Annotated in this window: 13 protein-coding genes; 7 read left to right on the top strand and 6 right to left on the bottom strand. The window is 68.7% G+C overall.

Translation table 11 applies throughout. The features are described 5' to 3' along the window. Nucleotides 1-156: 156 nt before the first annotated feature. Both ACFKCF_RS53840 and ACFKCF_RS53835 read right to left on the bottom strand, forming a co-directional pair. Nucleotides 157-519, bottom strand: coding sequence for a hypothetical protein (locus ACFKCF_RS53840; protein ID WP_394504220.1), 363 nt, complete (start codon nucleotides 517-519; stop codon nucleotides 157-159). A 331-nt stretch (nucleotides 520-850) separates the two neighbouring features. After that, nucleotides 851-2,077 (bottom strand): MFS transporter, encoded by a 1,227-nt coding sequence (locus ACFKCF_RS53835; RefSeq protein ID WP_394504218.1) that lies wholly within the window; start codon nucleotides 2,075-2,077, stop codon nucleotides 851-853. 224 nt (nucleotides 2,078-2,301) lie between these two features. Here ACFKCF_RS53835 and ACFKCF_RS53830 point away from each other — a divergent pair, with 224 nt between their 5' ends. Both ACFKCF_RS53830 and ACFKCF_RS53825 read left to right on the top strand, forming a co-directional pair. Then, complete coding sequence (locus ACFKCF_RS53830; RefSeq protein ID WP_394504216.1) at nucleotides 2,302-3,351, top strand: P1 family peptidase; 1,050 nt, start codon at nucleotides 2,302-2,304, stop codon at nucleotides 3,349-3,351. Nucleotides 3,352-3,494: 143 nt separating this feature from the next. Continuing rightward, a complete protein-coding gene (locus tag ACFKCF_RS53825; RefSeq protein ID WP_394504215.1) occupies nucleotides 3,495-3,764 on the top strand; it encodes an alpha/beta fold hydrolase in 270 nt (89 codons plus the stop codon). Between the two features lie 164 nt (nucleotides 3,765-3,928). Here the strand turns inward: ACFKCF_RS53825 and ACFKCF_RS53820 are convergent, their stop codons facing one another. Together ACFKCF_RS53820 and ACFKCF_RS53815 are read right to left on the bottom strand one after the other, a co-directional pair. Further along, nucleotides 3,929-4,870, bottom strand: coding sequence for a tyrosine-type recombinase/integrase (locus tag ACFKCF_RS53820; protein ID WP_394504213.1), 942 nt, complete (start codon nucleotides 4,868-4,870; stop codon nucleotides 3,929-3,931). 204 nt (nucleotides 4,871-5,074) lie between these two features. Then, on the bottom strand, nucleotides 5,075-5,992 hold the full coding sequence (locus ACFKCF_RS53815; RefSeq protein ID WP_394504211.1) for a LysR family transcriptional regulator: 918 nt from the start codon (nucleotides 5,990-5,992) through the stop codon (nucleotides 5,075-5,077). 95 nt (nucleotides 5,993-6,087) lie between these two features. On the opposite strand from ACFKCF_RS53815, the gene ACFKCF_RS53810 reads away from it, so the two are divergent. The 3 genes from ACFKCF_RS53810 to ACFKCF_RS53800 all read left to right on the top strand — a co-directional run bounded on the left by ACFKCF_RS53810 (nucleotide 6,088) and on the right by ACFKCF_RS53800 (nucleotide 8,648). Continuing rightward, nucleotides 6,088-7,239 carry an FAD-dependent monooxygenase gene (locus ACFKCF_RS53810; RefSeq protein ID WP_394504209.1) on the top strand — a complete coding sequence of 384 codons (1,152 nt, stop codon included), beginning with the start codon at nucleotides 6,088-6,090 and terminating at the stop codon, nucleotides 7,237-7,239. Nucleotides 7,240-7,647: 408 nt separating this feature from the next. Next, a complete protein-coding gene (locus ACFKCF_RS53805; RefSeq protein ID WP_394504207.1) occupies nucleotides 7,648-8,091 on the top strand; it encodes an RrF2 family transcriptional regulator in 444 nt (147 codons plus the stop codon). A gap of 116 nt (nucleotides 8,092-8,207) precedes the next feature. After that, nucleotides 8,208-8,648 (top strand): carboxymuconolactone decarboxylase family protein, encoded by a 441-nt coding sequence (locus ACFKCF_RS53800; protein ID WP_394504205.1) that lies wholly within the window; start codon nucleotides 8,208-8,210, stop codon nucleotides 8,646-8,648. Between the two features lie 279 nt (nucleotides 8,649-8,927). Here the strand turns inward: ACFKCF_RS53800 and ACFKCF_RS53795 are convergent, their stop codons facing one another. Next, nucleotides 8,928-9,620 carry an IMP cyclohydrolase gene (locus tag ACFKCF_RS53795; RefSeq protein WP_394504203.1) on the bottom strand — a complete coding sequence of 231 codons (693 nt, stop codon included), beginning with the start codon at nucleotides 9,618-9,620 and terminating at the stop codon, nucleotides 8,928-8,930. 373 nt (nucleotides 9,621-9,993) lie between these two features. Here ACFKCF_RS53795 and ACFKCF_RS53790 point away from each other — a divergent pair, with 373 nt between their 5' ends. Together ACFKCF_RS53790 and ACFKCF_RS53785 are read left to right on the top strand one after the other, a co-directional pair. After that, the gene (locus ACFKCF_RS53790) at nucleotides 9,994-10,332 is read left to right on the top strand and encodes a hypothetical protein (protein ID WP_394504201.1); all 339 of its coding nucleotides are present in this window, start codon (nucleotides 9,994-9,996) and stop codon (nucleotides 10,330-10,332) included. Continuing rightward, nucleotides 10,325-10,642 carry an ArsR/SmtB family transcription factor gene (locus ACFKCF_RS53785; RefSeq protein ID WP_394504199.1) on the top strand — a complete coding sequence of 106 codons (318 nt, stop codon included), beginning with the start codon at nucleotides 10,325-10,327 and terminating at the stop codon, nucleotides 10,640-10,642. The genes ACFKCF_RS53790 and ACFKCF_RS53785 overlap by 8 nt, the downstream gene beginning before the upstream one ends. A 153-nt stretch (nucleotides 10,643-10,795) precedes the next feature. On the opposite strand, the gene ACFKCF_RS53780 is transcribed toward ACFKCF_RS53785, so the two are convergent. Then, a partial coding sequence (locus ACFKCF_RS53780) for a Tn3 family transposase (RefSeq protein ID WP_394504197.1) occupies nucleotides 10,796-11,720 on the bottom strand: 925 nt, incomplete at its 5' end.

The following is an 11,720-nucleotide window of genomic DNA, read 5'->3' as shown; positions in this document are numbered from 1 at the left end:
GGCGCTCCTCCCCTGGTGACGGCGACCCGTGCCGCCACAGGCAGCCTAGAGGAACGCGGCATATGCCCGGCAACCGTCGCCCCTCAGGACCCGTCCCCGGTCCCGGGCATGGGCCGGCCCCGGCCGGCAGGCGACCGGGGCCGGGGCAGCCGCGGATCAGTCGGCGCAGATGGCGAAGACGCTGATGCCGACGTCGCTGTAGCCGTCCTGGCGGCCGATGCCGATCCAGCCGCGGCCGTCATCGGTGGGGAACGACCCGACCAGGATCGCCCTGTTGCCGCGGGCCTCGGCGCCGCCGCCGAGGACCCTCTTGCTGCCGGGGCAGTAGAGCGTGCGGCGCTGGAAGTTGGGGACGTTGGCGTTGGGCAGGGTGACGAGCTGGTAGCCGGGTGGCAGAGCCGATGGACGGGCGGCCGACGGGACCGGTGCGGACGCCTGGCTGGCGGCGGCGGTCGCCGTCAGGCATGCCCCCGCCGCGAGGGCGGTGAGAGGGATGGCCAGGAACCACTTCGACTGCATCGTTCTCCTTCTGTCCTGTCCCCTGACGGCCACGACTCCGGGCAGCGCGCAACACGCGGAGTGGCAGTACGATCGCGGGGGGTAAAGGAAATGACACGATGAGTATCCGCACTATCACCCATCGTGTCCATGCGTATTTTTGTTCGAGGCCCCCTTTGATCGGCTGCCGCCACGCAAACCCCGGCCCCAGCTCCCCCGCGAGGAGCCGCGGCAGGCGCGCACCCGGGCCGGCCGCCGCGCAGGTCACCCGCCGGAAGCGACCCCAGCGCGCCCATCATCGCGACGTGAGGATGGCCGGACCGGCGCGCCCGGCACCTCCCCCGCCATCAGCTCAGTCGTCGTGGCCGATGAGCATGAGCTGCCGCCACAGCAGCACCACGAACACCGCGGAACCGGCGAAAGCAAACCAGAAGGGCGCCGCGACGCCGAAGCGGGTGGCCAGGACGCCGCCGATCAGCGAGCCGACCACCAGCCCGGCGTAGACGCAGATGGCGTAGACGCTGCCCACCCGGCCCTGCAGCTCGCGCGGGACCGCGCGCTGGCGGACGGTGACCGAGGTCGTGCCCCAGATGAAGGCGTGCGCGCCGAAGGCCAGGAAGATGCCCCCGGCGACCCACGGCGAATGGGTCAGGGCCAGGCCCAGGTGGGTGAACGTTTCGATGATGAGCCCGATCCGCATCAGGGCGCCGAGGCTCACCTTGCGGGTGATGGCCCCGTACAGGCCGGTGCCGATCAAGCCGCCGATCCCGCCGATGGTGGTCATCAGGCCGAAGCCCATGGCGCCGAGGCCGAGCTGTTGCTGGGTGTAGAGGACGAGAACCGACCAGGCCGCGCCGAACGTGAAGTTGAAGATCAGGATGGTGAGCGCGAGCGTGCGGACCGCCGCGTGCCGGATGGTCCAGCTGAACCCGGCGATGAGTTCCCTTACGGTGTTGGGCCTGGGATCGTCGGCCTGACGGCCGTGCGGCGGCAGCGTGATCCGGGTGACCAGGACGATCCCCGCCACCACCAGGAGCAACTGGCCCGCGAACGGCCAGGTCAAGCCCAGGCCGAACAGTGCCGCGCCGATCGGCGGCCCGGCGAGCTGGTTGAGCGTGATGAAGCCCGTGCCCAGGCGGGCGTTGGCGACGGCGAGATCGTCCTTGCCGACCATCATGGGTGTCAGGGTGGCCGTCGCGTTGTCGGCGAACACCTCGGCGATGGACCGGAGCGTGAGCGCCACCAGCGCCGTCACCACGCTCACGGTGCCGGTCACCATGAGCGCGACGAGAGCCGCCAGCACCACGGCCCGCACCGCGTTCGCGACGAGCACGATCCTGCGCCGGTTGTACCGATCCGACAGCACCCCCGCGTACAGGCTGAACAGCAGCGGCGGCGCCCAGCTCACCAGGGCCGACAGCGAAATCATCAGCGGGTCGCGGGTCAGCGTCGCGATCAGCAGTGGGCCCGCGGCGGCCGCGACCCCGTCACCCAGATTCGTCAGCCAGCTCGAGGCCAGCAACCATCGAAATCCCGTCCCCAGCCGGGCCGGCAGGACGCGCTCCACCACTGTGATCACGAGCGCAAAACCATACGTTCTGCGAGGTTGTGCGGCAACGCGTTTTTCGCGGCCGCGCGCCAGATGGTGCGGCCGATGGGTTGCCGGCGTCGACCACAAGGGGGCCCGCATGGTCGGCGACGGCTGCGACGCCTACCTGCACGTCGTCATGGGGCTTCCGCCAGACGCGACCCGCCAGATGCCGTAACGCCTCTCGCGCCGGCAGGGCGTAACATCGGCAACTCATGAACCCTGACTTCACCGCAGCCACGAGGGGACGCGCGCGGGCGCGCGCGCTGGGCGTCGTCGTCGGCAACCTGCCGACCGGGCCGTTGAACGCGATCACCGACGTCGAGGGCGTCCTGGTGGGTCACACCACCGTCGACGACGGCGCCGATCTGCACACCGGGGTCACCGCCGTCGTTCCCCGGCACCTGAGCGCCGGACGGCCGGGGCTGCCGGCGGCCGTCTACGCCGGCAACGGATACGGCAAGCTGGTCGGCTCGACCCAGATCGACGAACTCGGCGTGCTGGAGTCGCCCGTCGTCCTGACCGCCACCTTGTCGGCGTTCCGGGCCGCTGACGCGCTGCTCACCTATCTGATGGACCGCCGCCCGGACGGGCTTTCGTTCAACCCCGTCGTGGGGGAGACCAACGACGGCTTCCTGTCCGACATCCGGCGCCGCCCGATCACCGAACAGCACGTTCTCGACGCGCTGGAAGGAGCATCCAGCGGGCCGCCCGCGGAGGGATGCGTGGGGGCGGGCACGGGGACGACGGCCCTGGGATTCAAGGCCGGGATCGGCACCTCATCCCGGCGGCCGGTGGTGGACGGTGCTCCGGTCACGGTCGGGGCGCTGGTCCAGGCGAACTTCGGTGGCGTGCTGACCGTCCGGGGAGTCCCGATGCCGGCCGGCGATCTGGTCCCGGGAGGCGGCCGGGACGAGCCCGCCGGCAACTCCTGCATGATCGTGGCGGCCACCGACGCGCCGCTCGACGCACGTCAGCTCGGCCGCCTCGCCCGCCGGGCGATCTTCGCGATGGGCCGCGTGGGTGCGTCGTACTCCCACGGGAGCGGCGACTACGCCATCGCCTTCACCACGGCGCCCCCGCACCTGCCGCCCCTGCCTGACGGCAGGCTGAACCCCGTGTTCGCCGCGGTCATGGACGCGGTCGAGGAGGCGCTGCTCAATTCCCTGTTCACCGCGACGACCACCACGGGCGTCCACGGCCGCACCAGTCATGCGCTCCCCTACGACCGGCTCTCGGGAAACAGCACCGGCCCGCACCTGTGATCGGCCGCCCGTGAAGCGACTGGGTGACGCGCTTGCCCGCGCCCCGAAGGAATTCATGATCGCGGGCGGCGCCGGATCGGAGCACGGATCAACATTTCGTGCCCGATGGAGCAGCGCTCACCGGTTCGGGGTAGAGGCGGCGGATGTTCGAGGACTTCGCAACCAGCATGATCGACGTGGGCGAGACAGAGCTGTTCGTCCGGCATGGCGGCTCCGGCACTGCGCTCCTGCTTCTGCACGGCCATCCCCGTACGCACGCGACCTGGCACCGCCTCGCCCCGCTCCTCGCCCCGCACCACACGGTGGTCTGCCCTGACCTGCGCGGTTACGGCCGCTCCGGCAAGCCGCCCACCACCTCCGACCACGCGCCCTACTCGGGGGTCAGAGAGATTTGGAACGGAATCCGGCGTTAACGGGGTTCCCACAGGTCAGCGAGCCGAGCCTGTACCTGCCTCCGAACGTGGCCCGCGCCGGATTCCGTTCGGTTGCACACCGCGCTGTTGATCTCGGAGTCTGTGCCTGCCCGCTTCGTTGGCCGGGACTCCCTCTGACTCCCGGTAAGCCGCCACTCAGTTGATCAGTGGGTACGGCGGCGGGGCGCAAGGACCTCGGTGACCTTGGCGATGGCTTCGGCGCCGGGTTTGACGTAGCGCATGGCGGTGCGGGGGTTCTTGTGGCGGGTCTTGCCCATGATGAGCTGCAGCGGGACTTCGGCCTCGCCGAGGTGGGTGGCCGCCGAATGGCGCAGCTGGTGCAGGTCGAGGCCGGCGTAATTGTCCAGCAGGACGCGGGCGCGGTCGTAGCCGAGGCGGGCGCGGCCGATGTGCGGGCAGATGTCGCCGGCGGCCGGGCGGCGGGCCGGGACGGGACGGCGTTCGGTCAGGAACACCGGCCCGTGCGTGCGTGTGCTGCCGTCGGGCAGCCGGAGCAGGCGGGGCAGCAGGTGGGCGGTGCCGCTGTCCCAATACACCCACTCGGTGGCGCCGCCCTTGGAGCGGACGGGGGCGCGGCGGTGCTCCAGGTCGAGGTCCTCGACGTTGAGCGCCAGGATCTCCGCGGCCCGGGCCGCCGTTTCGTAGAGCATTCGCCAGAGCGCCCTCTCCCGCAGCGGGATGTCGCGGCGTGACAGCAGCCGGTGGATGGTGGCCTTGGCCACGGCGCGGGTCTCGTCGGCGGTTTCCTTGCGGCGTTCGGCCTCAGCCGGGACCGATGGCGCGGCCCCGTGCTTCTTGGTCTGGCACCAGAGCAGCCAGGAGGTGACGGCGGCGCGGTTGCGGTTCCAGGTCGCCGGCGCGCTTCCGCCCCACAGGTCGGCGAGCGCGGCGCCGATCTCGGCGTCGGTCACCTCTACCAGCGGTCGGTCGCGGCCGAGCCGGTCGATGGTGCGGTCGATGGCCGAGGCGTAGGCGCGGTGGGTGTTGGGGTTGGCGGTGCGCGGGGTGGCGAGAAAGGCGTCGGCGGCCGCGGCGAGCGTGACGCGCCCGCCGCGCAGAGTGGCGACCTTCGGCGCGGCGCTCATGCCGGCCGCCCGGCGGCGCTCGTTGCACTGGTCCGGATGATGTACCGGATAACGTGCCGGAGTCGCGCACCGCCCCGGCGAGACGTTCGCCTGGTCGTCGCGCCGTCATGATCGCTTATGTACGTGATAATAGGCCATTATCACTTGCGATGGGACGGCCAGGCTGGTGGAGAACTCGGCCTCGGCGAGCCATCCTTTCGGCGATCAACTTTCCGGTGCGAGGGAGCCTAGATCACGGACGACATCGGCCAGGGCCCGGATGAGCCCGTTCTCCGTCTCGCTGCGCCACACCAGCGCATACGGCAGCGGCCCTATGTCGGTGACGGGCAGGTAGGCGATGTCCGGCCGTACCCAGTAGCGGGTCATGTGGGCGGGGAAGAGGGTGACGGTCTCAGCCATGCTGGTGAGGGTGATGGCCTCTTCGGTGTCGCGTACGGAAGGGCCGCGCTCGATCGGGCGGCCACGGCGAGTCTGGCGCGGAGCGTAGGCGTCGAACCAGTAGCCAGGCCCTACGTCGCTGCCAGGGTGACAAAAATCGGCGATGATCTCCAGGGAGACCGACGTGCGCCGGGTGAGCTCGTGGTCGACGGAGATGGCCAGCACCCGCGGATCGGCGAACAGGACCGGTCCGACGGTGAGGTCGGGCTCCTCGACGGGCAGCCAAACGACCAGGACGTCGACGTCCTGGCGGCGCAGCGCGGCGAAGGCGTCGCTGAACTGTGTGCGCTGGATGCGCAGCCGCCACTGCGGGTGACGGACGCGGAAGACGTCCCAGTAGGGGCGCAGGTCGTAGGTGTTGGTGGGGAGCATGCCGACGCGCAGCGTGCCGGTGATGCCTTGGACGGCCAGCCGGGCGCGCTGCACGCTGTCTTTCAGCCCGGCGTAGACGGGCCGCAGGTCGTCGCGGAGCTGCTGTCCGACCGGCGTCAGCCGTACCGTGCGGTTGTTGCGCTCGAACAGCGGCGCGCCGATCTGCCGCTCCTGCTTCTGGATCGCCTGGGTGACGCGGGCGGGCGACAGGCACAGCCGGACGGCGGTGCGGCCGAAGTGCAGTTCCTCGGTCAGGGTCAGGAAGATCTCGATGTCGCGCAGTTCCACGCCTGGCCTGCTCCGTTTACTCACACTAAAGATGATCTTGCGGGGTTCGTCGTTGTTCCGGGGGTTCACCGTACTTGATCCTCTAAGCGCACAAACCGTTCGTTCGATGGAGCATGTTGATGAACATCCTCATTTCTGGCGCCAGCGTCGCCGGGCCCGCCCTGGCGTACTGGCTGCGCCACCACGGCTTCACCCCCACCGTGGTGGAGCGCGCCCCGCAGGTGCGCGCAGGCGGGTACGCGGTGGACTTCCGCGGCGAGGCGCTGGACGTCTTGGACCGCATGGGCCTGCTGGAGCAGGTCAAGGCCCTGGACACGCACATGGGCGACGCGGCGATGGTGGACCGTGACGGCAACCAGTACGCCACCCTCCCCGCAGTGATCTTCGCGGGGGACCTGGAGGTCCTCAAGGGTGATCTGACCCACCTGCTGTATGAGGCCACCCGCCACGGCGTGGAGTACATCTTCGGCGACTCGATCGCCACCCTGGAGCAGGACGCCGACGGCGTGCACGTCACCTTCGAGCGCGGCCGGCCGCGCCGCTTCGACCTGGTGGTCGGCGCCGACGGGCTGCACTCACGCACCCGCTCGCTGGCGTTCGGGCCGGAGGAGCAGTTCGTGCGGCACCTGGGCATCTACACGGCGATCTTCAGCCTGCCCAACTACCTCGGCCTGCGCAATACCGGCCAGCTGTACAGCGTGCCGGGCAGGGCGGCCAACATCTTCAGTGCCCGCGACAACACCGAAGCGCGAGCGGCGCTGCACTTCGCCTCCGGGCCGCTGGCCTACGACCGCTACGACGACGAACAGCACAAGCGCATCGTGGCCGAGCAGTTCGCCGGCCAAGGCTGGCAGATCCCGCGCCTGCTGAAGGAGATGAGCACAGCGGAGGACTTCTTCTTCGATGCCAACGCCCAGATTGAGATGGGCCGCTGGTCCTCCGGTCGGGTCGCGCTGCTCGGAGACGCCGGCTACTGTTCGGCGCCGACCTCGGGCCGGGGCACCTCCCAGGCGCTGATCGGTGCCTACATCCTGGCCGGCGAGCTGGCCGTCGCCGACGGCGGCCACGCCGCCGCGTTCGAAGCCTACGAGCGGGAGATGCGCGGCTACGTCACCGAGCATCAGCAGGTCGGGCGCGAAGGCGCGGAGCGGTTCTTCATGGGCACGCCCACCCAGGAGGTACTCGACATGATCGCCGCCAACGCACCGGAGGTCGCCCGCGCACAGGTCATCAAGCTCAGGGACTACGCTCCCGGCCTCGCCGTGAAGTGACCTTCGGTGCCGCGACAATCCGCGCGGCGGCCTGCTCGGCTTCGAGCACGGCCGTCAGCCGGGCGCCGAACTGGCAAGGAGCTCTGGACCGGCAGCTGGGTGCTGCTTCTCGCCGACATTCCTGGCCCAGCCAGCGCCCAAATGCTGTCCGAACTGACCGGCAAACGCTGCTGCTCACCCGCAACATAAGGCAGCCGACGTCGTGCGGTGCCATACCGCTCGCCCCCTGGTCGGACCGCTCCTGTTCAGCAGGGTCCTCTCTTCCATACCCGCTCCGATTTCCGCCAGTTCCACGGCGACCCGAGGTGGCGTAGGGCGGAGGCTCTGCTGCTCCGTGCCGCGATGCGTGGCGCGGAGCAGGTCCGTTTGCCATGCCTAATCTGGATGTCTAATATCCAGATTATGAGGATGAGTGAGGGCGTGGAATGGGCCCTGCACAGTTGCCTGAACCTGGCCTGGGCGGAGCCGGGCGAGGCGATGACCACAGCTCGACTGGCGGCGCTGTATGAACTTCCCACGGCGTACCTGAACAAGCAGCTTCAGGCGCTGGCGCGGGCGGGCATCCTCACCTCCACGCCGGGCCCCCGGGGCGGGTTCCGGCTGGCACGCCGACTGGAGAAAATCACGTTGCTCGACGTGGTGACGGCGATCGAAGGGCCGGGCGAGGCGTTCCGCTGCGAGGAACTGCTGCGCAAGGGCCCGGGCGGCCGGGCGGATGTCGACTACCGCAAGGCGTGCGTCATCTCGCAGGCCATGCGGCAGGCCGAGCTGGTCTGGCGCAAGAAACTGGCCGGTCGGACGCTGGCCGACATCAAGGCCACGCTGGACAGACGCTCATCCCGCACACCCTAGGCCACGCGTGGCTGGTTTGCCGGACGTCGTCCCTGAGCGGCCCCGGCGCTTGGCCGAATTCTAGATATAAAACGTCCAGGACATCCAGAAATAACCGACATCTGAAGGAGACCCCGATGCGCATGAGCATCCGCAAGCCCGCCGCCGACGGGCTGAAGGCGATGTACGCGCTGGAGGCGTACCTCAACGCCAGCCCTGTCCCGCGCACCACGCTCGACCTGCTGAGGTTGCGGATCAGCCAGATCAACGGATGTGGCTACTGCGTGGACATGCACGCCCGCGAGGCCTTGGCGGCCGGTGTGTCCGACCAGCGCGTCCACGCGGTCGCGGCCTGGCGGGACACTCCGTTCTTCTCCGACGAGGAGCGTGCCGCCCTGGCGCTCGCCGAGGCGGCCACGCGGATATCCGACAACCCCCACGGCGTCCCGGACGACGTGTGGGACGCGGCGGCGGACCACTACGACCAGGAGTCGCTGTCCGCTCTGGTCATGGCGATCGCGTCGATCAACGCCTGGAACCGCATCAACGTCACCGTCCGCAACGCCCCCGCGTCCTGAAGGGCGACGCACGGGTGATCGGCCAGGCCCTTGCCCTGCCAATGCGATCCAGCCGAACGCCTCGGTGGCCGCGAGACTGTCCTCGTACTGAACCCGCACCGCGACGGCCCCACGATGTGATCGCCGTCCCCGGCAGACGCAGCGGGCAGCGCCGGCAGCGGGCCAGACACGCGCGATGCGCAACATGATCGCCGATCTGGAAGCACGGCTCACCGAGCCAGCCGCAGGCTGACCAGGGACGCCTTCGCGTCATGGCAGCCATCCTGCGGACGCACCCGGTTACGGACCTTGGTGGCGCAGAGCCGTCCCAGCAAGGTCTTGGGGCGTGAAGGTCGCTGCCGCCACCCGGAATTGCGGAACAAGTGCTTCCCACAACTCGTCCAGGAACTCGTGCTGATCGGCTGCTTCAGTCAGGGCTTCGAGGAACGGCTCGCCGGTGACCAGGCGCTGGCCATCGGATACATAGGTGGTCATCAGCACGGCATCACCGGGAGCCAGATCCCGGATGGAGAGAGTCAGCAGATTGGTCGACGTTCGATCGCTGAGGCTGCGACGGGCGGCGCCGAACCAGGCATCGGCGGGGGAGGCCAGGTTCACGACCACAGTGATTCGCGGCGTGAAGATCGGCGGATCAGGTTCATAGTCCAGGCCGTCCAGCGCGAGTACCGGCGGCTGGCCTGCCTGCAGGCGATCAGCCACGGTGACTACCTGCTCCCCGTTCCCGAACACAAGCCAGCTGTCACGTTGCGTGGCGGCGACGTAGTGTCGCAGTGGATCGTTCGGGGTTGGATCGGTCGGGCCGACGACGAGTTCGTGACCGACCAGGCGCAAAGCACGCGCCTTCGACGCCTGGCTACGGCCGGTCAGGAGATAGCCGCCACACATCGCACCATCGAGAGTCCTGGCCCACACCACGCTCCGTCCCGGATAGCGGCTGGCCTGGAGAATCTTCCGCAGCGGCTGCGTAGACACCCGAACTCCCTTTCGTGATCTGGCCGCTCGTTGATCCACCGGCGGCAGCCGTGGCCAGCCTACTAGCCTGACGTTCCTGACAGACCTTCAAGCGGCTGACCAGCTACTTCGCTCAAGAACCCCAGATAGCGGTGGATGCGGAAGGGCCGGGCACCAAGCTGCCGCCACGATCTGGTAACACAGGGCGCAGAGCGAAGACGCCCTGGCTATTCGCGTACAGTACTGGATCCCGCCAGCCACGGCCCCGTTCACCGTTTCTGGTGACGCCGACGCGGTTGTCCGTGTCACCGTAGTGTTCGCCAAAGCAGGGCAGCGAGTACGGGTGCGCAGTCAACAGGCCCAGCTTGAGACCGCAGCCAGAACCATGCCGTTCATGGCCGAGCTCGTCGTGCGCGGCGGCGACTGGTCAGCCCTGACCCGCAATGTCGATCGCCCACGGCACGCTGCGATAGAAGCCGCGGCAGCACTGCGCGGCCGAAGGGCCACGCTCCCACCCGCCCTGGTCATCCGGGCGATACTGACCTGGCTGCCAGCGCTGGTTCCACTGGACCTCAGGACATACGCTCGGATTCACTTCACCCGGCACGCCCGCCAGACCCACGACATGCTGCGAGCGTGGGCCGGCGTCGCTGGACCGGGCGGACAAGCCGCCGCCCTGCGTGAGCTCGCCGACGAACTCGCCCTGGCCCTGGAGCAGTCGACTCATGGTTGACCACGTACAGCAACTTCTGGATGCCGTGTTCCCCTTCTTCAAAGGGCTCGGTGACCCAACGCGCCAGCTCATCGTCCGGGCGCTCGTACGGGCAGGTGGCTCCGCCAACGTGTCGGAACTGGTCGAAGCCACCGGCCTGCCACAGTCCACCGTCTCTCGACAACTCGCACTCCTGCGCACCCACGGCATCGTCTCGTCCACGCGCACGGGTGCCAACCGCACGTACGCGATCGGGATTGGCCCAGCGACTCTGGACGCTCTTGAGAAGCTCGTCGCGTTGCTTCGCTCTTGCACGGATGAGCCCCCCTGACCTGACCGACGTCGCGGAGGCAAGGCTCGGCCACTGGGCGGGGGCCGTGAAAGGGCGCAGCCCGAAGGGTCGAGGGAGCCGACCGCCTGATCGTCGGCACCCGATGATGCCCGCCAGCTCGCCCTCGGGCAGACCGTTGGCTTCTTCCGCCGGTCAATCCTCATCGTCGGCATCGTCGGCGTCAGGATCACGCAAGGCCCGCCGGCCGCCACCCAACTGCGGCCGCTGAAACGAATACCTTCCGTGCACATTAATGTGTTTCCGGATGAAGGGACTGAGCCGGGCCACGTCGCCATCCAGCACCGGATAGCCCTGCTCCCGTAGCAGGCGCAAAGCATCGTCGACGTAGACGGTGTTCCACAGCACCAGGCAATTCAAAACAATGCGCAGAGCTCCTAACTGGTCCTCCATTCCCTCGTAATACCGCTGGAACACCTGGCTTTTGCGGCCGTGGAAGACTTTCTGCGCCAGATCGTGGCGGCCTTCCTGGAGGTTGCGGATGCCTTTGATGCCGCGCCGCATGCCCTCGTCATCGATCAGCGCCAGCACATGCAAACTCTTAAATATGCGGCCGTAGGTGTTGATCGCCTCGCCCATCGCGGTCGGCCGACCGTCGCGTTGCAGCATCCGTACCACGTCGTAGGGGTTGACGGCGCTGGTGTAGATGGAGCCGACCAGGCGCAGGAGGTCCGGCCACCACCGGGCCACCTTGCCCAGGTCCAGCCGCCCGCGCGCCAGCACGTTCAGCGCACCGTAGTCGGCATCGGCCTGCACCCGCCACAACTTCTGGTCCGGCAGATCGGCCAGCGCCGGCCTATATTCTTTATCCAGCAGATGCGCGAGCCCGAACACCAGATCGCTGTACGATCCGGTATCGGCGGCAATCACGTCAGCTCGGCGTCCCTCGCCCGAGCCGAAGATGACGTCCAGCGCGTGCAGGCAATCCCGGTCGGTGCCGGACACGATTTTCGACGCGATACCGAACGCCTGGTCATTGATCATATTCAGCCATGTTATTCCGCGTTTCGGACCGAAATACTTTTTGTTCGGCCGGGCGTAAGCGGAGGGCACCGGGACG

It is taken from the genome of Nonomuraea sp. JJY05 (assembly GCF_043496855.1).
Classification (GTDB): domain Bacteria; phylum Actinomycetota; class Actinomycetes; order Streptosporangiales; family Streptosporangiaceae; genus Nonomuraea.
This window is presented reverse-complemented; position numbering and strand designations above follow the sequence as displayed.